At 65.3% G+C, this 24,341-nt stretch carries 23 protein-coding genes; 11 read left to right on the top strand and 12 right to left on the bottom strand.

What is annotated here, in order from left to right; translation table 11 throughout:
• Positions 1-8 precede the first annotated feature (8 nt).
• The 3 genes from KIH74_RS17725 to KIH74_RS17715 are packed head-to-tail and all read right to left on the bottom strand — an operon-like array spanning position 9 to position 2,501.
• Positions 9-653 (bottom strand): phosphoribosyltransferase, encoded by a 645-nt coding sequence (locus KIH74_RS17725; protein WP_214157087.1) that lies wholly within the window; start codon positions 651-653, stop codon positions 9-11.
• 5 nt (positions 654-658) lie between these two features.
• The gene (locus tag KIH74_RS17720; protein WP_214157086.1) at positions 659-1,333 is read right to left on the bottom strand and encodes a dienelactone hydrolase family protein; all 675 of its coding nucleotides are present in this window, start codon (positions 1,331-1,333) and stop codon (positions 659-661) included.
• A gap of 4 nt (positions 1,334-1,337) precedes the next feature.
• Entirely contained in the window at positions 1,338-2,501 is a 1,164-nt protein-coding gene (locus tag KIH74_RS17715) for an erythromycin esterase family protein (RefSeq protein ID WP_372492090.1), read from the bottom strand.
• Between the two features lie 189 nt (positions 2,502-2,690).
• Here KIH74_RS17715 and KIH74_RS17710 point away from each other — a divergent pair, with 189 nt between their 5' ends.
• Complete coding sequence (locus KIH74_RS17710) at positions 2,691-2,879, top strand: hypothetical protein (protein ID WP_214157084.1); 189 nt, start codon at positions 2,691-2,693, stop codon at positions 2,877-2,879.
• 3 nt (positions 2,880-2,882) lie between these two features.
• On the top strand, positions 2,883-3,422 hold the full coding sequence (locus tag KIH74_RS17705; protein ID WP_214157083.1) for a GNAT family N-acetyltransferase: 540 nt from the start codon (positions 2,883-2,885) through the stop codon (positions 3,420-3,422).
• Here KIH74_RS17705 and KIH74_RS17700 read toward each other — a convergent pair.
• The 4 genes from KIH74_RS17700 to KIH74_RS17685 all read right to left on the bottom strand — a co-directional run bounded on the left by KIH74_RS17700 (position 3,419) and on the right by KIH74_RS17685 (position 8,087).
• A complete protein-coding gene (locus tag KIH74_RS17700; protein ID WP_214157082.1) occupies positions 3,419-4,666 on the bottom strand; it encodes a DUF1996 domain-containing protein in 1,248 nt (415 codons plus the stop codon). The two genes, KIH74_RS17705 and KIH74_RS17700, sit on opposite strands and share 4 nt — an antisense overlap.
• Before the next feature lie 84 nt (positions 4,667-4,750).
• Positions 4,751-6,571: a glutamine--fructose-6-phosphate transaminase (isomerizing) gene (gene glmS, locus KIH74_RS17695; RefSeq protein ID WP_214157081.1), complete on the bottom strand. Its 1,821-nt coding sequence runs from the start codon at positions 6,569-6,571 to the stop codon at positions 4,751-4,753.
• A 12-nt stretch (positions 6,572-6,583) separates the two neighbouring features.
• The gene (locus tag KIH74_RS17690) at positions 6,584-6,841 is read right to left on the bottom strand and encodes a hypothetical protein (RefSeq protein WP_214157080.1); all 258 of its coding nucleotides are present in this window, start codon (positions 6,839-6,841) and stop codon (positions 6,584-6,586) included.
• Positions 6,842-7,007: 166 nt separating this feature from the next.
• A complete protein-coding gene (locus KIH74_RS17685; RefSeq protein ID WP_214157079.1) occupies positions 7,008-8,087 on the bottom strand; it encodes an ROK family protein in 1,080 nt (359 codons plus the stop codon).
• 140 nt (positions 8,088-8,227) lie between these two features.
• Between KIH74_RS17685 and KIH74_RS17680 the strand changes: the two genes are divergently transcribed.
• Positions 8,228-9,142 carry a patatin-like phospholipase family protein gene (locus KIH74_RS17680; protein WP_214157078.1) on the top strand — a complete coding sequence of 305 codons (915 nt, stop codon included), beginning with the start codon at positions 8,228-8,230 and terminating at the stop codon, positions 9,140-9,142.
• On the opposite strand, the gene KIH74_RS17675 is transcribed toward KIH74_RS17680, so the two are convergent.
• A complete protein-coding gene (locus KIH74_RS17675) occupies positions 9,126-10,721 on the bottom strand; it encodes a hypothetical protein (protein ID WP_214157077.1) in 1,596 nt (531 codons plus the stop codon). The genes KIH74_RS17680 and KIH74_RS17675 overlap by 17 nt on opposite strands.
• Before the next feature lie 123 nt (positions 10,722-10,844).
• On the opposite strand from KIH74_RS17675, the gene KIH74_RS17670 reads away from it, so the two are divergent.
• Positions 10,845-12,488, top strand: coding sequence for a methyl-accepting chemotaxis protein (locus KIH74_RS17670; RefSeq protein WP_308113904.1), 1,644 nt, complete (start codon positions 10,845-10,847; stop codon positions 12,486-12,488).
• Here KIH74_RS17670 and KIH74_RS17665 read toward each other — a convergent pair.
• Together KIH74_RS17665 and KIH74_RS17660 are read right to left on the bottom strand one after the other, a co-directional pair.
• A complete protein-coding gene (locus KIH74_RS17665) occupies positions 12,483-13,577 on the bottom strand; it encodes a hypothetical protein (RefSeq protein ID WP_214157075.1) in 1,095 nt (364 codons plus the stop codon). The genes KIH74_RS17670 and KIH74_RS17665 overlap by 6 nt on opposite strands.
• Positions 13,574-14,308: a nucleotidyltransferase domain-containing protein gene (locus KIH74_RS17660; protein WP_372492089.1), complete on the bottom strand. Its 735-nt coding sequence runs from the start codon at positions 14,306-14,308 to the stop codon at positions 13,574-13,576. The genes KIH74_RS17665 and KIH74_RS17660 overlap by 4 nt, the downstream gene beginning before the upstream one ends.
• Positions 14,309-14,495: 187 nt before the next feature.
• Between KIH74_RS17660 and KIH74_RS17655 the strand changes: the two genes are divergently transcribed.
• Positions 14,496-14,750 carry a hypothetical protein gene (locus tag KIH74_RS17655; protein WP_214157073.1) on the top strand — a complete coding sequence of 85 codons (255 nt, stop codon included), beginning with the start codon at positions 14,496-14,498 and terminating at the stop codon, positions 14,748-14,750.
• 382 nt (positions 14,751-15,132) lie between these two features.
• Positions 15,133-15,591, top strand: a complete 459-nt coding sequence (locus KIH74_RS17650) for a hypothetical protein (RefSeq protein WP_214157072.1) — start codon at positions 15,133-15,135, stop codon at positions 15,589-15,591.
• Positions 15,592-16,235: 644 nt separating this feature from the next.
• On the opposite strand, the gene KIH74_RS17645 is transcribed toward KIH74_RS17650, so the two are convergent.
• The gene (locus KIH74_RS17645) at positions 16,236-16,913 is read right to left on the bottom strand and encodes a helix-turn-helix domain-containing protein (RefSeq protein ID WP_214157071.1); all 678 of its coding nucleotides are present in this window, start codon (positions 16,911-16,913) and stop codon (positions 16,236-16,238) included.
• A 371-nt stretch (positions 16,914-17,284) separates the two neighbouring features.
• On the opposite strand from KIH74_RS17645, the gene KIH74_RS17640 reads away from it, so the two are divergent.
• From KIH74_RS17640 to KIH74_RS17630, 3 genes are all read left to right on the top strand, one after another.
• On the top strand, positions 17,285-17,959 hold the full coding sequence (locus KIH74_RS17640) for a KpnI family restriction enzyme N-terminal domain-containing protein (RefSeq protein WP_214157070.1): 675 nt from the start codon (positions 17,285-17,287) through the stop codon (positions 17,957-17,959).
• Between the two features lie 68 nt (positions 17,960-18,027).
• Positions 18,028-19,437: a ParB/RepB/Spo0J family partition protein gene (locus tag KIH74_RS17635; RefSeq protein ID WP_372492083.1), complete on the top strand. Its 1,410-nt coding sequence runs from the start codon at positions 18,028-18,030 to the stop codon at positions 19,435-19,437.
• A 3-nt stretch (positions 19,438-19,440) separates the two neighbouring features.
• The gene (locus KIH74_RS17630; protein WP_308113857.1) at positions 19,441-21,261 is read left to right on the top strand and encodes a DEAD/DEAH box helicase; all 1,821 of its coding nucleotides are present in this window, start codon (positions 19,441-19,443) and stop codon (positions 21,259-21,261) included.
• Positions 21,262-21,287: 26 nt separating this feature from the next.
• On the opposite strand, the gene KIH74_RS17625 is transcribed toward KIH74_RS17630, so the two are convergent.
• Positions 21,288-22,571 (bottom strand): DNA cytosine methyltransferase, encoded by a 1,284-nt coding sequence (locus KIH74_RS17625; protein WP_214157069.1) that lies wholly within the window; start codon positions 22,569-22,571, stop codon positions 21,288-21,290.
• 291 nt (positions 22,572-22,862) lie between these two features.
• Here KIH74_RS17625 and KIH74_RS39240 point away from each other — a divergent pair, with 291 nt between their 5' ends.
• Both KIH74_RS39240 and KIH74_RS17615 read left to right on the top strand, forming a co-directional pair.
• Positions 22,863-23,330: a very short patch repair endonuclease gene (locus KIH74_RS39240; RefSeq protein WP_214157068.1), complete on the top strand. Its 468-nt coding sequence runs from the start codon at positions 22,863-22,865 to the stop codon at positions 23,328-23,330.
• Complete coding sequence (locus KIH74_RS17615; protein ID WP_214157067.1) at positions 23,327-24,331, top strand: NaeI family type II restriction endonuclease; 1,005 nt, start codon at positions 23,327-23,329, stop codon at positions 24,329-24,331. Before KIH74_RS39240 ends, KIH74_RS17615 begins: the two co-directional genes overlap by 4 nt.
• Positions 24,332-24,341: the final 10 nt, after the last annotated feature.

Below are 24,341 nucleotides of genomic sequence, written 5' to 3'. Positions count from 1 at the left end.
CCACCCCGTCAGGTCGCCGTCAGCAGGCCGGTCACGTCGTCGTCGGTGAGCTGCCGGAAGTCCTGGTACCAGTCCCCCACCGCCCGGAACTCGTCCGGAATCCGCAGGCAGGCAAGCACATCCGCGTCACCGGCCAGCGCGTCGTGGGCCTGCCGCGAGCACACCGGAGCGGCCAGCACCAGGTAGGCCGGCTCGTGGCCGTGCAGCCAGCGCAGGGTGGCGCGGGCGGTGACGCCGGTGGCCAGGCCGTCGTCCACCACCACCACGATCCGCCCGTGCGCCTCGGGGGCCGCGCGCCCGGCCCGGTAGCGCAGCATGCGCCGGCCGACCTCGGCGCGCTCGTGTTCCACCGCGCCGGACAGGTCCGCCTCGCTCAGGCCCAGAGCCTCCAGCGCCCGGCCGTCGAACACCGGCGGCCCGTCCTCGGCCAGCGCCCCGATGCCGTACTCCGGCTGCCCGGGTGCCGCGATCTTGCGGGCGATCACGATGTCGAGGTCACCGTTCAGCGCGACGGCCACCGGCACGCCCACCGGCACACCTCCTCGTGGCAGGGCCAGAACCAGAGGACGACGAACAGCGGGCACCAGAAAGCCCAGCCGGTCAACCAGGTGCTGCCCGAGACGGCGCCCCGCGTCGTGGCGGTCGGCGAACACCGCGGTTACCCCTCGCCCGCCAGGTACTGCTGGAACCACTCCCCGGCCCTGCGCGAAACCTCTTCCAGCGCGCCCGGTTCGGGGAAGAGGTGGGTGGCCCGGGGGATGACGTGCAGCTGGGTGGGAGCGGAGAGCACGGCCATGGTCTGCTCGTTGAGCTCGCGCACGGTGGGGTCGTTGGCGCCGACGATGAACAGCGTGGGCGCCGTGACCTCCTCCAGCACCGGCCCGGCCAGGTCGGGCCGGCCACCGCGGGAGACCACGGCCCGCACGTCGGCCCCGCGGTAGGCGGCGGCCCCCAGCGCGGCGGCCGCTCCGGTGCTGGCGCCGAACGTGCCGATCGGCAGGCCGGACAGTGAGGGCTCGTCGGTGGCCCAGTCGACCACGGCGATGAGCCGCTCGGTGAGCAGGTGGATGTCGAACCGGTACTGCGCCGTGTGGCCGTCGACCTGCTCCTCGTCGTCCGTGAGCAGGTCGGTCAGCACGGCCGCGAGACCGCGCCGGTTGAGTTCCGCGGCCACCGCCCGGTTTCGGGGGCTGAACCGGGAACTGCCGCTGCCGTGGGCGAAGAGCACCACCCCGGTGGGACTCTCGGCCGGGTACTGGTCGGGGAACAGGATGTCCGCCCCCAGTTCCACCCGCCCGGCGGGGATCAGGCAGGCTGCCGTCGTCGTGGTCATGTGCTCACACTCCTGTCGGAAAGGTCTCCGGTTCCCTGATGTCGGTCAGACGGGTGTGCAGCGGCCGCACCGCGCGGGTCTCGTCGCACCAGACGAACGCGTCGTAGCGGTCGCCCAGGGTGGTGGGCACATAGTTGCCCCAGCGCTCCCAGTCGGGCCGGTAGACCACGCCGATGGCCCGGTGGCCGATCCGGGTGCGCAGCAGATCGGGCTGGTGCTCCCGCGGCGGGAACACCAACAGCGCCTGATCCGGCGCGGTTTCGTGCAGAATGTGCTCCAGCGAGTCGGGCCGGGCCTCCGGCACCGGCATCACCTCCATCGGCCTGCCCCAGTCCTCCCCCGCCACCACCGTGCCACGGTGCGTGCCGAAACCGACCAGCACCACGCCGTCGTCGCCGAACCGCTGCCGGGCCAGCGTGCCGATGCTGGTCTCGCCGCGCTCGGCCATCACGCTGCCCCGGGCGTCACCGACGTGCGTGTTGTGCGCCCACACCACGGCTTTCGACCCGGGGCCATAGTGGTCGAGCAGCCGGGCCAGGGTGGCGTCCATGTGCCGGTCGCGAATGTTCCACGAGGCCGCGCCGCCTTGCAACAGTGCCCGGTAGTAGAACTCGGCGCCCGCCACCACCTCGGCGTTCTGCCAGGCGCCGAAGTCGTCGCGGCGGCGCATCGCGGTGAGCAGGCCGGCCACCTCGCAGGAGCAGCCGTCCGGCTGGAGCCGGGTGGACAGCGCGTACTCCTGCGGGTCGTCGAGGTACGGGTCGAAGCACCGGAAGGCAGCCAGGGCCAGGGGAACCAGCCGCGGGTGCCGCTCCCGCAGGTGCACCATGACCGCTTCCAGCGACTCCCAGAGCGAGTACACGTCCAGACCGTGGAAACCCACGCGTTCGTGCGGTTCCCGGAACTCGTTGTGCCGCCGCAGCCAGCGGGTGAAGTCGGACAGCTCCTCGTTCGCCCACATCCAGGTGGGCCAGCGGGCGTACTCGTGCAGTGCCTCGCGCGGATCGGCGTCCGGCGTGAAACGCACCGACCGGTCGACCCGTTCGCAGTCCGGCCAGTCGCCCTCCACGGCCACGAACGAGAATCCGAGCTCCTCGACCAGGCGCCGGGTGATCGCCGAGCGCCAGTCGTAGAACTCGTGACTGCCGTGGCTGGCCTCCCCCAGCATGACCACACGCCGGTCGCCGATCCGGTCGAGCAGACGTCCGAGGTTCTCGTCGTGCCGGATCGGTGTGGCCAGACCGGCCACCTCGTCACCGTAGCGGCCCATGAGAAACCCTCCCCTCGGGTTCCGCACCAGCCTGCCACCTCCCGCGGGCCCGCGCATCCACCCGTCAGGCGACTTACCCTGGGACGCATGACGCTCACCGAACAGGAGCTGGGAGACGTCATCGACGATCTCCACACCGATTTCCCGGGCCTGGACCGGAACCTGCTGGACCAGGTCGTGCACCGGTGCGCAGACTGTGCGCCGGACGGCACCGCGAACCAGGTCGAACAGGCCGCCCGCATGCAGTTGCACCTACGCCATCAGGGTGATCACTGAGGCATGACGTTCACCTGGCGCCGCGTCACCGAGGCCGACTTCCCGATGATCCGCGAGTGGCTGAGTGAGCCGCTGGTGACCCGGTGGTGGAACCACGAGACCACCCCGGAGGCGGTGGCCCGCGACTTCGGCCCGTCGGCGCGGGGAGAAGAGCCCAACCAGGACTGGCTGGCCCTGCTCGATGCCGAGCCGTTCGGCCTGATCCAGCGCTCGGTGTTCGCCGACTACCCGGAGTACCGCGATCCGCTCGCCCGGATCACCGAGGTCCCGCCCGGGGCGATGAGCCTGGACTACTTCGTGGCCGCGCACGAGCGCCGCGGGCAGGGTCTGGGCGTGCGCATGATCCAATTGATGACGACGAAGACCTGGGCCGACCACCCGGGGGCCACCTGCGTCATCGTGCCCGTCGCCGCCGGAAACCGGCGTTCCTGGCGGGCTCTCGAGAAGGCAGGTTTCCACCGGGTGGCCGAAGGCGATCTGGAGCCGGACAATCCGGTGGACCCGCCGCTGCACGTGGTCTACCGGATCGACCGGCCTGCCTAGAACTCGCCGTTGCTGGCGCAGGTGACCATCTGGCGCACGCAGCTCTTCACCCGGTCGGCCATCGTCTTGGTGTCCCAGGCGAAGAACGCGTCACCGTGCATCGACGAGGCCTTGCCCGAGGAGAGCGAGAACCCGGCCGTGACGCCGTGGGTCGGGTAGTAGATCGACCAGGTGACCGCGGGGATCCGCACCGGGAAGGCCTTCGGGCAGTCGCCCTGCTGGCCGTAGGAGACGTGCGACTTGTGGTCCGGGCTGTCCAGGTGCTTGCCGTCCCAGCAGTCCGGGAAGCGCATCATGAAGTGCACCGTTCCGCCGTCGCCGCAGACCGGCCAGTTGCCGTCGGTGCTGCGGCTCTTGCCCTCCAGCGGACCACCCGAGCAGTAGAACGCGTTCTGCGAGCCGGCCGGGGTGTTCTTCTGGAGCGAGGCGTCGCCGTAGATCATCCGCAGGCCGTTCGGCATCGGCACGGTCTTCTTCTTGTTCGCGTCGTCGAGCAGGCTGCCGTAGTAGACGATCAGCTGGCTGGGCTGCACGGCCTTGCCGGTCTTGTTGTTCGTCAGGGACGGCACCCAGTACGCCGAGTGGTCCTTCTTGGGGACGCACGTGGTCGAGGTGAACTTCATCAGCGAGGCGAGCGTGGTGTTCGCGTCTGCCGACTTGTTGCCCAGAAACGAGTGCAGGTGCGACTTTCCGGGCTGGCCGGGGAACACGATGGCGTCGTTCTTGCCCGAGTGGCTGTAGGTGCAGGTCGCGTTGAACTCGGTGTTCTGCTTGGCGGTGGCCGGGGCCTTGCGCGCCTTGGTCTTGTCGAACTCGGCGAGCTGGGCCTTCCAGGCGGCCTTGTCCACGTTGATCCACGTGCCCTTGGGCATGCTCATGGCCGACATGGCGTGGTCGGTCGAGGTGGTGGTCGCGCCGGACGCCTGGTCGGCCTGGTCCGCCGCGTCGGCCTGCTTCGCGGCCTGTTTCGCGGCGGCGGCCTCGGTGGTGGAGCTCGTGGTCTGCTTGCGGGCCTGCTTCGACGCCTGGTCGGCGGCGTCCTGGGTCGCCTTCTTGGCCGCCGCCGTGGTGGCGTCGTCTTGCGGCAGGGCCGCGGCCGTCGCCATGTCGTGCCCGGCGTCGTGCCCGGTCTGTGCGGCGGCGGTCAGCTCGGCCGAGCCGGAGCCCGGCACCCATCCGAACGCCACTCCGGCGACCACCGCGACCACCATCGCCGTCAGCGCCGCGATCAGCCCTCTCACCACGTTCGTCTCTCCTCCGTCTCGCCGGGTGTCGGGAGGGAGTCAAGCGGTGGCCGGCCGGAACGCCGTAGGCCCAAAGTCCCAGGGCTACTCCACCGTGACCGACTTGGCCAGGTTGCGCGGCTTGTCGATGTCGTGCCCGAGGGCCAGGGCGGCATGGTAAGCCAGCAGCTGGGTCGGGATGGTGAGCAGGATCGGGTCGAGCTCCACCTCGTTCTTCGGCACGTCGATGCGCTCGGCGGTGAGCCCGGACAGGTCCACCCCGGCGTGGGTGATCGCGACCAGCGGGCCGCCCCGGGCCGCGATCTCGTGCAGGGCCCCGACGTTGCGCTGCACCAGCTCGTCGTCCGGAACGATGGCCACGGTCGGCAGCTGTGCCGAGATCAGGGCCAGCGGACCGTGTTTCAGCTCGCTGCTCTGGTAGGCCTCGGCATGGCAGTAGGAGACCTCCTTGAACTTCTGCGCGCCCTCACGGGCCACCGGGAAGCCCCGCACCCGGCCGACGAAGAACAGGCTGGCGGACGCCGACAGCGGCTTGGCCACCTCGGCGATCCGGTCTTCCTGCCGCAGGATCTCGTCGATCTGGCCGGGGATCGCCTGGAGCCCGTCGATGATGCGCTTGGCGTCGGCGATCGACAGGTCGCGGATGCGGCCGAGGTCGAGGGCCAGCAGCCCGAACGAAAGAGCCATGTTGGTCAGGGCCTTGGTGGAGGCGACCGCCACCTCCGGGCCGGCGTGCAGGTAGATGCCGCCGTCGCAGGCCCGGGCGATCGACGAGCCGACCACGTTCACCAGGCCCACCACCTGACCGCCCTTGCGCTTGATCTCGTCGATCGCGAAGAGGGTGTCGGCGGTCTCGCCGGACTGGCTGACCGCGACGTACAGCGTCTCCGGGTCGATGATCGGGTTGCGGTAACGGAATTCGGAGGCCGGCTCGGCGTCCGCGGGGATGCGGGCCAGCTCCTCGATCATCTGGGCGCCCATCTGCCCGACGTAGTACGACGAGCCGCAACCGAGGATCTTGACCCGGCGGATCGCCCGCTTGGCCCGGGCGTCCAGGTTCAGGCCGTCGAGCCGGGCCGTGCCGAAACGCTCTTCCAGGCGGCCCTTCAGGGCCCGGGCGGCGGAGGCCGGCTGTTCCCAGTACTCCTTGCGCATGTGGTGGGCGAACTCGCCCAGCTCCTGGTGCGCCGACTCGGCCGGCACCTCGGTCGGCGGGCGGGAGGTGTCGCTCTGATCGTGGGTGAAGGTGGTGAAGCCGGAGGCCGTGACGGTGGCCAGCTCACCGTCTTCGAGGTGCACCACCGACGTGGTGTGGGGTGTCAGCGCGGCGATGTCGCTGGCCACGTGGGTGCCGTTCTTGCCGACCCCGATGATCAGCGGCGAGCCGCTGCGGGCCAGCACGATACGATCGGGGTGCTCGGTGTCGAGAACCGCCAGCCCGTAGGTGCCTTCGAGCTTCTTGGTCACCTCGAGCACGGCCTGTTCCAGGGTGGGCGCGGTGACGGCGGCGATCAGGTGGGCGACCACCTCCGTGTCGGTTGCGCTGGTGAAAGGCACCCCGGCCGCGACCAGTTCGGCCTTGAGCTCGGCCGCGTTGTCGATGATGCCGTTGTGCACCAGCGAGATCCGGCCGTCGGCCGAGCTGTGCGGGTGCGCGTTCTCCTCGGTGGCCGGGCCGTGCGTGGCCCAGCGGGTGTGGCCGATGCCCGAGGTGCCGGTGAACTTCTTCGGCAGGGCCTGGCGCAGGTGCCGCACCCGGCCGACGGCCCGGGCCACCCGGACCGTCTTCTTCTCGGACACCGCGATGCCGGCCGAGTCGTACCCCCGGTACTCCAGCCGGGTCAGGCCGTCGAGAATGATCGGCGCCGCTTGCTGGTCGCCGATGTACGCCACGATCCCACACATGATGAATTCCTCTCAGCCCGAGATGATCCGGCGGATCTGCCGTTCGCTCAGGATCGGTGCGGCCACCACCCGCTCGGCCGCTTCCTGCTGTAAAAGCTCATAGATCTGAGGATTTCGCATCCTCTCGCGCTTGCACTCCCGGTGTCGCCGCCTGATCCAGACGTCCAGGGGCTCGCGGTAGTAGTCGACGACGTCGGACACCACCCGCTGGGCCTCGCTCTGGCCGATCCCCAGCGATTCGGCGATCCGGAGCACGATCTCGTCGTCCACCGGACTCATCCTGACCCGGGGTGGCGGGCGGGTCAACTTCTGCCCGAATTCGGGCAAGAATGATTCGTGGGCAAGGGATTCGGACGGTACGAGGTGGCAAACGGACGGCGCTCCCGCTCCGTCGGAGCGGGAGCGCCTGATCCTGGCCGGGCGTGCGGACCCGGCCTCAGACCGCGTTCACTCCCGGAGTCTGGGCCACCACGTTCGCCACCACCGCGTCGAAGGCGGCGACGGCCGCGCCCCGCGCACCGGCCATGTCGCGGTCGGGCACCAGCTCGAAGGAGGCGACGGCGAGCTGCTCGTGCCGCAGCTGGGTGTGCTCGCGCACGGTGTTGAGGAACCACTGGCGGAAGGACGGTTCGGCCTCGACCACACCGCCGCCGATGAAGTACACGTCCGGGTCGGTGAAGTTGGCGGCGATGGTGAAGAGCTTGCCGATCGCCTTGGCCTGCTGGCCGAACACGGCCAGGGCCAGCGGGTCCTCCTTCTCGCCGTAGCCGCGCAGCAGCTTGGCGGCGCGCTCGATCGGCTCGGCGGCGAGCGGGTGCCCGGGGAACCGGGTCAGCCAGTACGGCAGCAGGTTGTTCTTGATGCCGGTGAGCGATGCGAAACTCTCGACGTCGCCGAAGAATCCGCAGTTGCAGCGCGGTGCCGGCTGCCCTTCTTCCAGCACGTCCTGCAAGGGGATCTGCACGTGCCCGAGTTCGCCGGCCATGCCCGCGGCGCCCTTGATCACCCGGCCGCCCTCGACCACCCCGCCGCCGAAGCCGGTGCCGACGATGCCGGCCACGGACGACTTCTGGAGCGCCTGGTCGGGGCCGAAGTAACGGTGGTGGGCATAGAGGGCGGCGGCGTTGGCGTCGTTGTTGTAGACGACGGGCAGACCGAGCCGGCGTTCCAGCGCGGCGCGGATGTCGAACCCGTGCCAGCTGACCGCCGAGAAGTTGGTGGCCCCCTTGGAGGAGATCACCCCGGTGGCGCTGGCCGGGCCGGGAGTGTCCAGCCCGATCGCCTTGACCAGGGTCAGCGGTGTGTTGGTGATGCGGATGATGTTCTCGAACGAGTCCGCCAGCGCCTCGACGGCCAGTTCGGGTCCGTCGAGCACTCGACTCGGGATCTCGACCAGCTGGTCGACCAGGAACGACCCGGTCGCGTCCAGCACGGTCGCGTTGTCGGTGGTGCCCCCGTTGTCGAGACCGACGACGACCCAGGAGGCCGGCGTACGAATGCCCTCAGTCTGCGTCACGTCTTCGAGAATATGGGGGTGGGACGCTTTGCGGACGGGTCACAGGCTCAGGCGTGTTCCCGACCTTGATCGTTAACCTACGGACCTCTTGCCCTGGTTTAGCCTGACATTTCTTGCTGGCACGTTCGTGGGGAGAGCTGTTGGACCTCGGTGAATTCCTCTCACAGTGTGCGGGCACGGACGATCCCACGGGAAAACCCGCCCTGGTGGTGCAGGGCGGTGGCATGCGCGGGGTGTACTCGATCGGAGCACTGGCGGCACTGGAGGACGCCGGTCTGCGCCAGGCGTTCCGGGTGGTGGTGGGCAGCAGCGCGGGTGCGATCAACGGTGCCTACTTCCTGGCCGGTCAGGCGAAGGCCGGGATGCGGATCTACATCGACCGTCTGAGCCACCGGCAGTTCATCAACCCGCGACGCCTGTGGCGCGTGGTGGACGTGGACCACCTGGTGGACGACGTGCTGCGCCGGCTCAGCCCTCTGGACCTGGACGCGCTGGAGGCCGCTCCGGCGGAGCTGCTCACGGTGCTCACCGACGCCGCGACCGGCGCCGCCCGCGTGGTGTCGAACCGGGACGGGCACGACCTGTTCGAGGTGCTGCGTGCGACCGCGGCCCTGCCCGCGCTCTACAACAAGCGGGTTCCGCTGGACGGGCGGCGCTACATCGACGGCGGCATCGTGGCGCCGGTTCCGGTGGACCAGGCGTTCCAGGCCGGCGCCCCGTCGGCGCTGGTGGTGATGACCCGGGCCTTCGGGTTCCAGCAGGACGACCTGGGGCCCTTCATGCGCTGGCTGGGCTGCCGGCTGGCCTGGGGGCAGAAGCCGTTCGTGAAGGAGAACATCGCCCGGCCCAGCCCACACTACGCCGCCCTGCTCGCCCGCCTGCGCGACGAGGCGCTCAATCCCCCGCGCCGCACCTGGACCGTCGCCCCGCAGGTGATGCCGCTCGACCGGACCACCATCGACGCCGAGGTGCTCACCGCCACCGCGGAACTCGGGCGGGCCGACATGGTCGCGATGCTGGCCCAGGAGTACGAGCCGGTCATGGACGCGCTATGAGTGCCGCCGCACCGTCGAGCACCTCCCGCCGGTGGTCGTTGCCGAAACTGCACGCGGCCGTCCACAGTGCGTGCGCGGCGGCCCGCAGCGGGTCGGGATGGCTCGCCTGCCGGATCACCGGCAGCGTGTAGTGCGGGCGGGAGAAGTTGGGCAGGTCGTCGACGGCGATGGTGCCGTCGGGGGCCTCTTCCCGTTGTAGGAGCGACCATTCGTGTTGCTCCTCGCCGAACGGCGGGGGCAGCGCTTCGCCCCGGTCGAGGTGATCGAGCGCCAGCGCGACCTCCGGTAGCGCGGCGGTGAGACCCGCGGCCGTGCAGGCGGTGCGGGCGGCCCACCGGGCCACGGCGCGCTGGACCACGGGCGAGGCGTCGGCCAGTTGCTCGGCCAGCGCCTGGTCGTCGGCGATGAAGTCGCGCGGGAACGCCTGCCGCAGCCGCGAGGCCGGCGGTTCGTCACCCCACACGATGCGGGCGTGAAGATCCCCGTGGTAGGGGTCGTGTCGTGGGTCGGGCCCCGGACCCGCCGCCGCCAGCACCTCGCCCGCCTCGCTCAGGAACACCTCGTCGTCTTCGAACACCATGGCGCCCTCGGTGAGGGCCCGGATGGCGGCCAGGAGAGGGTTTTCGTCGTCCGCGCCCTGGAGCGCCGTGAGTGTCCAGCTCTGCCGGTGGATGCCGTGCGGTGCCTCGGCGTCTCCCATGGCGGCCCGGGCCCGGGCCTGCTGGGTCTCCTGACGGGCCGTGCGCAGAAACGGCCAACGCTCGAAGCCGGGCGGGAGCATCTCGTTGCGGCTCTGCATGCGCAGCGCCGCCGCGATCGGGTCGATGTGATCGATGCGGGCCTCGGCGCAGCACCGGCGCGCCGCCCAGTAGGCCACGGCTCGCTGGGCAGCGGGTTCGGCGGCCGCCAGCGCCTCGGCCAGGTCGCGCCGGCGCCGCACCAGCCAGCGCGCCGCGTGAATGTCGATCAGCCGCTCGCTGGGCGGGTTCTCACCCCACCAGCTGAGGATTCGGCGCTGCCGGGCTTTGACGTGATGACGCACGTCGTGCCAGTAGGCGGCGATCTCGCTGGTCTGCCGAACGATCTGCTCCGGCGCCGGATCGGCCGGCCAGAGGATGAGTCCGTAGTGGTCGACGAGCGCCTCCTCCGCCATCACGACGTCGGCCGCCCGCCCCTCGTCCATGCCCCTGGCGCAGTAGCGCGCCCGGTGCCACACCGGCGGCAGATCGAACTTGACGAGCAGGTCGCCGCCCCACTGCATCACCGCGCTCGGCCCGGACGGCCGAAAGGACAGTTCCACCAGCTCTTCCCACTCCGGGCCTGGATCGGGTGCGTGATCGGCGATCACCAGCCGGAATCCGACGCTCCCGGTGTGCAGGCCGGTGGTGAGGTAGAGCCCGGTTCCGTCACCCGCGCCGAGCAAGCCGTTGATCTGCCCGTCGAATGCCTGACGATAGTCGAAATGCACTTCTGGATGCAGTGATTCCAGGTATGCCTGCCCGTACGCGACATGCATGCGCCCGTCGAAGACCACCCGCCGCGTCCCCTCGATGTCCATGGCGATCATGCTGCCAGGCACCACCGACAATCTTGGGCACACGCCCCTTTCCCGCCCTCGCACGGGAGACCGTTCAAGGAGACGCATCCGCGCGCCGATGGGTGATCATTGATCATTCCGGCACCAGGAGAAGTTCAGTTGTCTGTGTCTGCTGTGTCCCGCGCCCCCGGCCGCTCGCCACGCCAGCGATTCGCCGACCTCAAACTGAGCGCGAAGATCCTCACCCTGGTCGGGCTCGCGCTGCTGCTCACCGTGGCCGTGGGCTACACCGGTTCGTCGGCCGTCAACAATGTGCAGAACAAGGCCAGGCACACCGGTGAGGTCACCGCCGCGCAGGTGAGCCTGGCCAAGGACGCCACCACATCGCTGGCCCGGTACCGGCGGTTCGTGTTGCAGGCCGGTCTGTCTTACACCCAGGAAGACATCGACGCGGCCAAGGCCGGCATGGAGAAGAACGCCACCGTCGTCACCGACGCCCTGAACACGCTCAATCAGCAGAACCCCACCGCGGCCCAGAAACAGCTGATCAGCGACGGCTTGTCGCTGCTGACGCAGATGCTCTCGATCTATCAGGACCGCCTCGCGCCGCTGGCCGAGAGCACCGCGCTGCTGACCGGAGCGGAGTACCGCGAGCTCGGTGACCGGGTGAAGACCGACTTCAACCCGACCGCCGACGAGGCGCTCACGAAGACCGGCGGCCTGGCCGACTCGTACACCGAGGCGATGAACGAGGCGGTGGCCTCGGGCGCCTCGGCGGCGAGTTCGGCCACCCGCATGATCTGGATCTTCACCGTGCTGGGTGCACTGTTGCTGGTGCTGTTCGGCTACTGGATCGCCCAGCTGGTGGCGAACTCGGTGGCCCGGGTGCGGGATGCCATCGACGCCCTGGCCGCCGGGGACCTCACCCACAGCGTGCCCGCCGAGGCCCGGGACGAGATCGGCCAGATGGCCAGGTCGCTCAACGCCGCACAGGCCTCGCTCCGGCAGGCGATGCACGAGATCAGTGGCACGGCGGGCACTCTGGCCGGCAGCGCGGAGGAGCTGACGGCGGTCTCGTCGCAGATCGCCGCGAACTCCGATCAGGCCACCAACCAGGCACATGCCCTCGGCGCGACGTCGTCACAGGTGTCCAGCAACGTTCAGACCGTGGCCGCCGGCACCGAGGAGATGTCGGCCAGCATCCGCGAGATCGCCCAGTCGTCGTCGGAGGCGGTGCGGGTGGCCGCGTCGGCGGTGTCCGAGGCGGCCCAGGCCGGCGAGACCGTGGCCAAGCTGGGGTCTTCCAGCGAGGAGATCGGCAACGTGGTCAAGACCATCACCACGATCGCCGAGCAGACCAACCTGCTGGCCCTGAACGCCACCATCGAGGCGGCACGAGCAGGGGACGCCGGTAAGGGCTTCGCGGTGGTCGCCGAGGAAGTGAAGCAACTCGCCCAGGAAACGGCCCGGGCGACCGAGGACATCAGCCACCGGGTCGAGGCGATCCAGACCGACACCCGCGCCGCCGTCGACGCGATCGACCGGATCACCCGCACCATCGAGGACATCAACTCGTTCCAGACCACGATCGCCTCGGCGGTGGAGGAACAGACCGCGGTGACGAACGAGATCTCGCGCACCATCAGCGAGGCGGCCGGCGGTTCCACCAGCATCGCCAATGACGTGCAGTCCGTCGCCCGGGCCGCCGAGTCGTCCGGCCAGGGCATCGCCGACGCCCAGCGGGCCGCCACCGAACTCGCGAACCTGTCGTCCAATCTCCAGACGCTGGTGAGCCGCTTCAGGTCATGACAGGAACCGTCGGGACGCCTCGGCCAGCACCTCCCGGCGGTGCTCGTCGCCAAAACTGTTGGCGCAGCGCCACAGAGCGAAAACCGCTGCTCTGAGCGGGTCTTCGTGCGCGGCCTCGCCGATCACCTCCATCACGAAGAACCAGCGGGTCTCCACCCGCCCGTCCGCCACGATGCTCTGGTCGTAGACCAGATCCTCGAACGCCTCGTCACCGACCAGCAGCTGCCATCGGGCGTCGTCTTCGTCGTCGTCTTCGTCGCCGTCAAACGGCTGGGGCAGTGGCTCGGCCCGGTCCAGATGGTCCAGGGCGAGGGCGACCTCGGGAACCGCCGCGGCCAGCCCCGATGCGGTGCAGGCGTACCGGGCCGCCCAGCTGGAGATCGCGCGCAGGGTCGGGGTGTCGGCGAGGGCCAGGCGCTGCGCGAGCTCCGGGTCGAACTGCGGCAGCCGGAAGGCGAAGTCAGGACGACGCAGACACGACCTCAACGGCGGCTCGGCCCAGTGCAGCAGCCGATTCACGGCGTCGCTGCCCCCGCGCAGCCCTGCGGGGCGGGACCGCGGGTTCTCGTCGTGCCAGTAGGCGGCGCACGCGCTGCCCTTGCGCACCACGACGTCGGGGGCCGGTGGCGCGGGCCAGAAGGCGAGCTCGTAGTGGTCGATCACAGGTGCGTGGTCGGCCCGCCAGGGATGCCGGCGGGCCTCGTCCATGCCGCGGGCACTGAACCGGACCCGATGCGGCACTGCCGGTAGGTCGAACCGGCACACCGGGTTCCACCATTGCAGCTGACTGGGCCCCACGGGAACGAAAGACGCCTCCACGACGTCTTCCCAGTCGTCCTCGATCTGAGGAGCCTGGTCGGCCACCACCAGACGGAACCCGACGGAGCCCCGGTGCAGCCCGGTGCTCATCTCGAGCAGGCCGGGAAAAACCGCGCCCAGCAGACCGTTGCTCTGCCCCTCGTAAGCATTGGCGTCACGTGTCATCCGGACACTGCGGTCGACCGGCCTCAGCGAGATCCCGGTGCCGGCGACGATCAGTCTGCCGTCGAAGACCACTGTCATGCCCGTCATGCCCGTCACGCCCGTCATGCCGAAACCGCCTGGACCGGGCTCAGCTCCCGGACGGCACGGATGAGTTGACCTGTGCTGGTGGAGGTTCTGACGAGCTCATCGACGTCCACCATTTTTGCTTGTTTGGTCAGGCGTTTCTCGTTAGTGACCCAGATGCCCTCGGACGCGACCACCGCGTGTGCGTACTCGGCGACCGCCACCGCGATCAGTCCCAGGCACTGCATCGTGCGTTGCTGGTTGTTCTCCGCGTAGGCGAGGTGCATGGCGGCGCGATCGGCCCAGACCCTGGCCGCTTTTCGCCGGAGCTGCCGCGGATATGCCCCGACCACCGGCGCCGTGCCACGCAGCAGCCGGTTGACGGCGAGCTCGGCCACCACCAGGTAGGTCGGAATGCCGGCGAGATGAAACATCAACGGCTCGATGTCGAACTCCCCCCGTTCCGCACGTGCCACCTCGTTCGTGACGGCCCCCAGATTCCGATAATGGACGTCGACAGAGCGCCCGTCAACACGCAGCCAGGCACCCGAGTCGAAGACGCCGCCGCCCCATTCGCCGAGCCCGAAAACCCTTCCCTCGTATCCCAGGTCGTTGATGTGACGCGGATCGAACCCGTCCTGGTAGTAGACGCCCAGGTCCCAGTCGCTGTCCGGGCGGGCGGTGCCCTGGGCCCGCGAGCCGCCGAGGGTGACGGCCTCGACGCCGGGCAGCGTGGCGAGCCGGTCCGCGGCCTCTTCGATCACCTCGTCCATGCCTCCGAGCTTAGGCAAGATCTTGTGGGGCGTGCGCGGGATAATTCGCGCCGCTGCGGTGCCCCTGCTTCCGCCAGGCCCGGAGATCGGAAAGTCCGGATCGGCTCGGCATGATCCGTAACGCATGGTGTACGTGGTATCTCTTTTGGGTAGTTTGCCGGGAGGTCGCGATGCCGGGAGGGCCAGCGTGAGCAAGCTCGACGACAACATCCAGGCGGTGGACGCCGTCAGGGCGCATTACGTCAGCGCCGTGAACGAGCTGAAACAGGCGATCTCCGTGTCCGAGGAGGGCATCGAGCAGGGCGCCGCCCTGGGTGTGGACGGGATCGTCGAGCTGTTCGCGCAGGCCAAGCAGGAGCTGGAGGCCGCGGTGCAGACCACCGAGGGGCTGGATCAGCAGCTGGACACGGTGGTAGCGATTCTTGAGGCCGGCAAGGGTTGAAGAGCGGACGGGTCCGTCGGGCCGCCGGGGACTCCGGTCGATCCGGCCGCGCCCCGGGTTGCCGACGCGGGGATCCGGGTTGAGGACGACATCTCGTTCGCGGGGTGGTCGGAGGAGGACCTGCGGATTGCGCGGGAGGTCAGCGCTCCCCACTCCAGCCGGGAACAGAAGACTGCGGAGCGACATGTTGCGTCCGCTTCGCGCAGAAGGTGGGCGCACGCTCCGCAGGCCGCCGTCGCCTCCGGAGCCTTCATGTACGAGATAGCGTCGAATATCCTGCCAGGAGTTCCGGGATGGATCTGGGGAACAATCGGAGGCGGCCTGGTGGCCTCGGAGGCAGTCAGGGCTGTCAAACGCTGGTGGCGAGGAGAGGATTCATCACATGCACATTGACCCAGCTGCGGAAGATCTAGGACGCGAAGCGATTCGCACCGCCATCGCGCAGGACCAGGACGGATTCCTTGCCTCCCTAGAATCCATGGCCCAGGCCGAACCCATCCTGCGAGAACAGGTTCTGCCGATCTACAGTGCCGTCGGCAGGGCCGCCCTCCTAACCGTCTACTCGGACGGGCCCCCGAACCAGCAGCAAAACCTCGACATGGCGCGCCAGATCAAAGAAGAGGAGCCATGGACACCTCTCACCGTGCGCGAACTGTGGGAGATACTTGAAGGGCTGTCATTGGACGAGCATGTGCCACAGATGGCGGCTGAACGTCTGCCGACCGCTCTCTTCGTAGTGACGGGTTACCTGCTGTCCACGTATGCACAGGGGCAGGGTTTCGGAAATTTCTACGAGTACCTGGATGCGATTCTCGACGAGCTGGTCCGGAAGCCGGTTTAGCAGAGCAGGCTTGCGAGGCACTCATGGCCCTCACGGATAAAACCCACGCGACATCTCGCACCCATCTGCCCAGTCGGTGCACGCTGCCGCGGCCCTGCCCTCCCTGCATCGCAGGCACACCAAAGCCCCTCGAGCTAGCCTCACATGCTCCCAGCTGCACGCCTTGAAGAAGCGCTCGCCGGCTTACGGAGCAGCTGACGCAAAAACCGGCTGCCTTACAACACCCAGCTTGCCTGCCCACGGCAAAGACGTTCCCGCTAATCAGGAGCCTCCCCGCTCGCGGGCAACTTTCCGCGCCTCCTCCGGAACATGAGCCAGAGTCCTCCCGACCCACAGCCGGCCAGCAAGGCGGCGCCGACCCCGCGCAGGATGAGATCGGCGCCCCCCATCCTCGGTGCAACAACCACTCCTGCGCAAAGAACGAGAGCGGCAGCACATGAGGCGGCGATACCCAGTCCTTTCAGCAGCACCCCAATATCCCGGAGCAGAGACCCTAGGCTCTCCATCAGCAGCCCATATCGATGGGTCCTCACATCTGACTCAGTGGCCCGGCTCAGTTGCCGGTCCAAAACCTCGGGCCAGGTCAGCGGACTCTCCCGCTGTGGCACACGATTCGGCCTCGCCATTGCAGCTCCCCCTCAACCTCAATCGCCCAGCTTGATCTGGACCAGTTCCTTGGCCGAGGGATAATCCTCGGCTCCAAAGAGCGCACCCAGCAGCTGGATGATCTCGACGTCATCCCGCTGAGCGGCATAGTGGAGCAATAGTTCGGCGGCATCACCCAGACCACCCTGGCGGCAGGCACTGATCGCGGCTGCTGCTTCACTGACATCACCATGGCGGCCGACACTGCGGAGAATGCTGGCCGCCTCGCCTTCCCGATGTTCAGCCAGATGAACCTCAAGTTCAGGCATGTCATCCCAGTACACCTGCCGGTCCCCCGGCCTTGGGGGGACCGGCAGGTGAGAAACCTGGGGCGGTGGCTGGACAGGATGGACAACTACCGCCACCCCGCTGGCCACAAGCGCCTGTTCCATCACCGGCCGCCCGCAAGCGACGCACTCCGCAGCGCTCTCCCCCTGAAGCACTTCGGCATACGCCAGCTCAGTCAGCTCCCTCAGGGTAGGAAGGTTCCGCCCACCCGCATGTACCTTCGCCAGCGCATGCAGATCCCCCAGGAGGCGGACATCCGGAGTCTTGCGACGCCCATTTACATAGGCCGAAAGTGCGGAAGTAGACACGGAGCAGTGCATTGCCAACTGCTTTTGGGAAAATCCGATACCATTCAGGAAATTGCAGATTTCACGGAAGGCCGCAGCCACGCTCCGCCGAGCGTCGCCAAGCGACTCGTCAAGCGGTGCGAGCTCTCCCGGGCGAGGCATAAGCGCTCCTAGATGCAGGCATGACAAATAACCACGGATCACGTGAGTCTCGTTACTGCACAGCGCATCACATCATGCCACAGCTCCATGCCAAAACGTCGCCCCTATCTCACATAAAGTAATATTTTCAAAGCCCGACACGCTAATTTCCTGTCCTCAAATACGGGACACCGGCCTCTTTCCCTCCTGAGCGCAATCCACGACAGTGTTGATGCTGTGCCGACTCGCGCCCCTGGCCTACCTGCACAAGAGGTACCGCAGAGGCCAAAGGCTCAGGGCACGGTCTAAACGCTCACGTGGAGAGGGATTCAATGGCTATCCCCAGCTGGACAGATTCCAAGCTTGGAACGATGAAGCGGGCAGCGTTGTGGCTTGTCCAAGAAGTCGGTGAGGGAAATATATTCACTAAAGGGCAGCTCCGGGACGCATTCCCCGGCACCTCTCAGATTGACCGGCGCATGCGCGACCTTCGCGACTTTGACTGGAAGATCAGCACCAATCGTGAGGACGTCAGCCTGGACGCGAACGAACAGCGCTTCGTCCAGCAAGGCATAGCGGTGTGGGAGCCGGGCAAGGCGACCCGCAGCGGCCCTAGCGCCATCACAGCCAACCAACGTCGTGACCTGTTAGCTCGCGATGGCCACAAGTGCCGAAGCTGCGGGATTGGTCCCGGCGAAAAGTACGCCGGCATCGAGACCGCGGCGCAGCTCGATATTGCTCGCAGAACGGTGCTGATGCCAGATGGCAGCGAAACGATTCAGCTACTTGTGGAGTGCAACCGATGCAGGATAGGTGGACGAGAGCTGACCGCAGACCTTACAGATGTTCTGAATCGGCTGACCAGTCTGCCGGCGATTGAAAGGAAGATGCTCACATCGTGGATCGCAAAGGACGCAAGATCATTCAGCACGGTGGAGCAACTCTGGGCCGACTATCGAACTCTTCCCTCTGAAGCACGCGAAAAGGTCCGTAAAAGCCTCTCTTAATTTTCTAGTGACATCCGAAAACTTGGCGATTCCGGTCGAATGCTTGTCGGCTAATATGAGAACGAAGGATGAACGTGACCACAGATTTCGGCACACCGCCTAATGCAGGGCAGATTCGCTCGCTGGTAGATGAACGACTTAAGGAAGCTACCAGCACGACAGGAGCTTCCGAGACGATCAAAATCGAATTCCGGACGCAGCCGATTATCGTGCAGGTCATCGACATGCCCGTTCCTTTGCTCTATTACAACCCCGGAACCCATAGGATCCGTGCCCAGCGCAGCCATAACGCCGATAAGGATGCTCTCCTTACACAGGACCCATGGGCCCCGGAAAGTCAAGAATATCTCCATAGTCTTCTGAACACTCTGCCGTCGGATCCGACGCGTCGCGATCCCAAGTTCGACGAACTGCTTCCCAATCTGAAGGAGTACGGCCAGATCGAGGCAGGTCTCATCACACGTGACGGCATCCTCGTCAACGGGAACACCCGACGCGCTGCACTGAAAGAGCTTGGCAAACCATCCATCCGGGTCGGCGTGCTGCCGGCCTCGACGACCTGGGAAGACATCCATGCCGTCGAGCTGGCGCTCCAGCTTCGCCCAGATCACCGGCGTGACTACTCCTACATCAACCATCTTCTGGCTGTTGATGAGCAATTGACCTTTGGTCGTCAGCTGCCGGAGATTGCACGCACTTTTCATACTACGACCAAAGTTCTTGAACGTGACGTGTGGATCCTCAACTGCCTTCGCGACCTCATTCGCCGCAGCAAGACCGAAGACTTCAGTATGCGTCTCATGGATTTTGAAGAAGGCAAAGAGAAGCTGTTCGAGCTTTACCGATCGGTCAAGAATGAAGGAAATAAAGATAAGGCCGATCTTCTCAAAGAATCCCGCCTGGCGGCCATTACATTTGAGTTCGCCAAAACGGATGTTCGTTACATCAGTGATGATTTCCAGTCTCGATACCTGGAAAAACGCCTTCCGGACGAAATTAAACAGGAGGCGCCGGCACCAGCAGTTAAGGTAATCCCCGGGCTCAACCGTGTAGCACCCTCGGCTACGCCTCAACTTTCCGCAGCCCGCGCGCTCACTGACAGGATTCTACAGCTCACAGCAATCGAAGTCGCAGCCGATCGACTCACGCCGAGCAAGGTTGCTGAGGTAACCGAGGCCAAACAGAAGCTGCGAGACGCTTTCGACGACGCTATCGACGTTGCAGGGCGAGATGCCCGTATGCGAAAGAAGCGCCAAGCAGCCCCCGACCGAATCGTTGAGGCAACCAAGCATCTCGACCAATGTATTACGGACCTCGTAATGTCCCGGGGAAACAATAGTTTGGATGAAGAAGCGTTCGATGATGCCCTGATTGAGCTACGTTCCGTCCTGCGCCGCGTCGGAGTTGAGGCCAACAAGTCTATTTCTATTCCCGGTGACGGCCTCACCTGGCTTCGCCAGGCAACAGCCAAGGACTGACCCGTGTCACATGCATCGGAAGCTTCGCTCGACCTGAGCTTCGACATCACCCGAACCCGAGTGATTATGCGAGCCCGGAATGACTACCGCGAAGAATTTGGCGAGCTCATCGGACGCATGGTTCCCGGAAGCCAGACGGGGCCGCTCATCGCCGAAGTCGACCTGGACAATTTCTTGGTCGCGTTGGGCGAGCTGGACTGGTCGGATGCCGAGGGAGTGCAGTGGGAGACGGCTCTCGCCACTCTAGTTACCAGCGTTCTGGACGATGCCGATACTGCTGAACAGCGCTTGGCTGGTGCCGCGCCTGAGACCAAGATCGATACAGCGACCGCTGAGGTTGTGGTTCCACTACTGGGGACCGAGTGGACCGGAGACCTCACTTCGTTCCAGCGGCGCGACCTAGCAGCCCTGCTAGGCATGAACCATGGTGCCAACTTCAGCGTACCCGGCGCCGGCAAGACCCGTGTCGCGCTAGCGGTCTTCGCAGCCATGCGCCAAAAAGGCGATGCCGAAAGACTTCTCGTCATCTGCCCCAAGTCGGCCTACGAAACTTGGCAATATGAAGCAGGCGTGTGCTTTGCACAGCCGTTGAGAACCACCATCCTGGCCGGCACGGTCAACAGCACCGCCGAGCTGCTAGTTGTTAACTACGAGCGATTGGCTCGCAGCCGTGCGGCGCTGTCTGCTTGGTTACAAGCCAGGCCTTCAATGATCATTCTCGATGAAGCCCATCGTATGAAGTTGGGTTCCAGTGGAGCTTACGGTGCTGCCTGTCTAGCTTTAGGACCGCTGGCCAACCGTCGGCTCATCCTCACCGGCACTCCTGCTCCTAACGGGGCCCAGGATCTTGAGAGCCTTCTGTCTTTCGTCTGGCCAGGTCGTGGTAAGCAGGTAGTGAGCAACGCTGTAGCCGGCGGCAATCTGGCCTACGCGAGTTCCGTTCTGCGGCCGATGTTTACCCGGACGACGAAGGCCGAGCTGGGACTTCCTCCGGTTAGCACGAAGATTCGATACGTCGACCTGCCCAAGCTACACCGTGAGATTTACGAGGTGCTAAAGGGTAATCCCAGTGCCCGTTCTGGAGATCTTGATGCCCTGGGCAAGACTATGCTCCGGATGCTCATGGCCGCTACGAGCCCAGCCCTTCTGGCGGAGGGCACGACTCGGCACGAGCCTCTCGCATACCAGGTGCCGCCCATCGAAGCTTCTCCTGGAGATTCTCTCAATACTCTGCTGAAGAATCTGCCTCAGCACGAGCTGTCTCCAAAGTATGAGGAAGCAGTCAAGATCGTCGCGCAGAACGCAGCAGACCAGCGAAAAACCTTAGTCTGGAGCACTTTCGTGCGCAGCATCACCACCTTGGAGCGGCTCCTAGAGCCATTCCAGCCCGCCGTTGTCCACGGCGGCACAGCTGATCGCGAAGAGCAGATCCAACGGTTTCGCGAGGATCCAGATTGCTGGGTGCTGATCTCGAATCCAGCAACTCTGGGAGAAGGCATCAGCCTTCACCATGACTGCCACGATGCTCTCTACGTAGATCGGGACTTCACGGCCGGCCGGTTCCTACAGAGTCTTGACCGTATCCATCGTCTTGGGCTTGCCCCCGATACCGAAACCCGCGTAACTGTTCTCGCCGCACGTAACACCGTGGATGAAGTGGTCGCCCGTCGGCTGGAAGAGAAGCTGGAGTTCATGGGGAGTATCCTCGATGACTCAGCGGTGCGGCAGCTCGGGGATCTTCAAGAGGAGGACACTCTCACCGCGGGCGGCATGGATGCCATCGATATTCGTGCGCTACTTGCCCACCTCAGCGAGAGCAAGTAGCTGGCACTTGCTCTCGCTGGCCTCAATTAGCTGATTCGGTTGCGGCCTTTGCGCTCCGCGAAGGCCGCATGCCGATCATGGTCTTCCTGCCCTCGGAAAGCTTTCCACTCCCCCAGTTTGTACGATGTCGACCGCGCGTTTCCTCGCTCTTCAACAAAGAAGTCGCGCTTGAGGAGCTCAATTCGCTGGACGATTTCTTCCTGGTCAAGCGTTTCCCCCAGAAGGTGGCTTAGCTTACCCGGCGTCAGCCATTCGCCCGTGTCGCGCAGCAGACGATAAACCTCGTCGTGCATCGTGCGCGGTCCAGGAGCCTTCTTAGCGGAAGCCTCTTTACGCAAGGCCCGAGCAATGGCCTTTCCAACCGCCTCAGCAACGGGCGGAGGGAACGCATTGCCAATCTGCCTATACCGGCTCGTCTTACGACCCAAGATTTCCCAGTCTTCGTACTGAGGGCCATACCAGCCTTGTAGCTTCTTCACCATATCGACAGTGAGCTTGGGGCCACGTCCCGGTTCTTTCGGGACCCAGTCTGCGGTCGGTGCCGCGTCGGCCAGGCCATGAGCATCCACAAACATTTCATGCCAGGCACGCTTTGCGCGCGTGGGACCGAGGTCTGCTCCGCCGTGTTTCTTGCTACCACCGACAATCGTCGGCGCAATCTTCTGCGCTTTCTCACGAAACTGCTCGAGAGCAGCCTGAGGCAGGCCTTCCATGTCCGAATCCAGCACCGAGGCTACGGTGTGCGTAGTCGTCTTCGGTTCAGGCCACTCGAAATAGTCGACATACTCTTCTTTAAGAGCTACCAGGACCATCCGCGGCCGAAGCTGTGGTACATCAAAACCTTGAGCTTCTAGAAGCTGCCATTCAGCCCTATATCCATGGTTATGGAACTCGTCTACCACGGCCTGCCGGTAACCACCGAAGCGAGCATCGCCAAGGCCCTTAACGTTTTCTAGAAGAACAGCCTGCGGCTGCATCTCACTGGCCGCGTTCACAGCCCATGCAAATAGGTCGCGTTCGTCAGCTGACCCCAGTTGCTTGCCGGCTCGGCTGAAGGGTGGGCACGGAACCCCACCTGCCAGCAAGGCAATCTCATGAAGCTCTTTAGCTGCTGGATCCCACACAGTCCTGTCGGCAACATCGCCGACTTCAACTCGGCTCTCCATACCCAGACGCTTCAGGTTGTAGTCAAGCGAATGCGCGGCGTTCTCATCAATTTCGACAGCAAGCTTGTGCTCAAACCCAGCTAGATGCAGTCCCAGAGACTGCCCGCCTGCCCCCGCGCAGATCTCAACTACCTCTAGATCCATCGCACAAGCTCCTCAACATCAAGTTCGGCACCGCCGACAGTCCAAACCACCGGAGTATCGCGCAACCATGAACCGACGACCGACCTTCCGAGCGGTCAACGGACGTGACATACGTCTCTCGGCCGCCAAAGCACACGACACATTAAGTCGAACACGCGTTCGACAGTCAAGCAGCCACGCCGGTCTACCTCATGAACTACGCATAGCGGGGCAGAGCCAGCATTCTGATCTCATCAGGTAGAAGCGTCTTCGGCCCTCGAGTTTGCACATAGGTGGTACTACCATCTGCGCGTGGCTACCGAGAGCGACTCCACCTCTGACCCTGCGTTAGACGAGAAGCGGGCTCTTGTACCCACGAGCCCCGGCAGATCGCGGAATCTAGCCGCCATACGCCGCACCAATACCAAGCCAGAAGTGGCCGTCAGATCTGCCCTGCATAGACGCGGGCATCGATTCCGCAAGGATCTTCGCATTGACCTTGCCGATGGCCGGGTCCGCCCGGACATCGTGTTCACCCGAACCAAGGTCGCCATCTTCATAGACGGCTGCTTCTGGCATGTCTGCCCCTTGCATGGTCGCGAGCCCACCAGTAACGAGTGGTATTGGACTCCAAAACTGCGAAAGAACGTTGCTAGAGACGAAAAGGCTAACAACCTGCTGACATCATCCGGCTGGACCGTTGTGCGCATATGGGAACACGAATCCCTAGCCAACGCCATTGAATCCATCGAAGCGACTCTCAGGAATGCGGGCACATGACTCTCCCTCTGGGCTTTGGGCAATCTAATCAGTCTAACGACCCCGAAATAACTGCTGTACTCGAGCGTCTGTATGAGCTGGACCCCACGGGTGACCGAGTTGCAACTGTCATTCGCGACACCTTCGATCAATTATACGATGGCCAGCGCAGTGGCCGCTGGAATTATTCACAACTACACAAAACCGAGAAGACCCACATGGGAACCCTTATCGAAATCAATCTGCATCGTGAATTTAATTTCGAAGATGGAGACGCTACCGACTATCGGATCGCGGGAATTCAGATTGATTGCAAATACTCGATGAGCTTCGGCCAGTGGTCGCTGCCCCCAGAAGTGATCGGGCATCTGGCTCTTGTCATCTCCGCCTCGGATGACAAGGCCACATGGTCTGCCGGCATAGTCCGCGTTGATGAGTCGCTCATGAATCTTGGCAGAAACCGAGATCGAAAGGGAACTCTTTCCGTGCAAGGACGCAGAGGTATTTCTACCTTGTGGCCAGAGCATGGAAGGCTAGCCCCCAATCTTTTCCTCGAGCTGGAAGAATCCAAACGGGACAAGATCTTTGGCGCTCGAAGCGCGAAGGGCTCCTCTCACGGGCAAGCACGCACTTGTGAACTTTTCCGTCAGGTTCAGGGGCGTATTATCCGTAGGGCCGAGCTTGCCACCGTTGCTCAGCAAGACGACTTCATGAAGCGGGCGCGAGGCAACGGTGGAGCACGTTCGATCTTGCGCCCTGAGGGAATCTTGGTACTTGGTCATCAGGAAAACGATCCAGTGATAGCGGACCAACTTGGCCTGCCTGTTCCTAAAAAAGGTGAGTTCATAGCGGTCCGAGTCAAGCCTGCAACACCGGGCGCCCAGACCGCCACGGCCTCGATCGCAAGTAGCTACTGGACCATTGCAGAGAAAAACGATCCGGTGCATGAGGCCCCATCAATCCCCAGGAAGCGCGCCCAGGAAGCGATCGAGGATCTCCGCGGCTCGTACCTGGCGACGTAGAGCACATACG

Origin of the sequence: Kineosporia corallincola, from assembly GCF_018499875.1 — a bacterium.
Taxonomy (GTDB): Bacteria; Actinomycetota; Actinomycetes; order Actinomycetales; family Kineosporiaceae; genus Kineosporia; species Kineosporia corallincola.
This window is presented reverse-complemented; position numbering and strand designations above follow the sequence as displayed.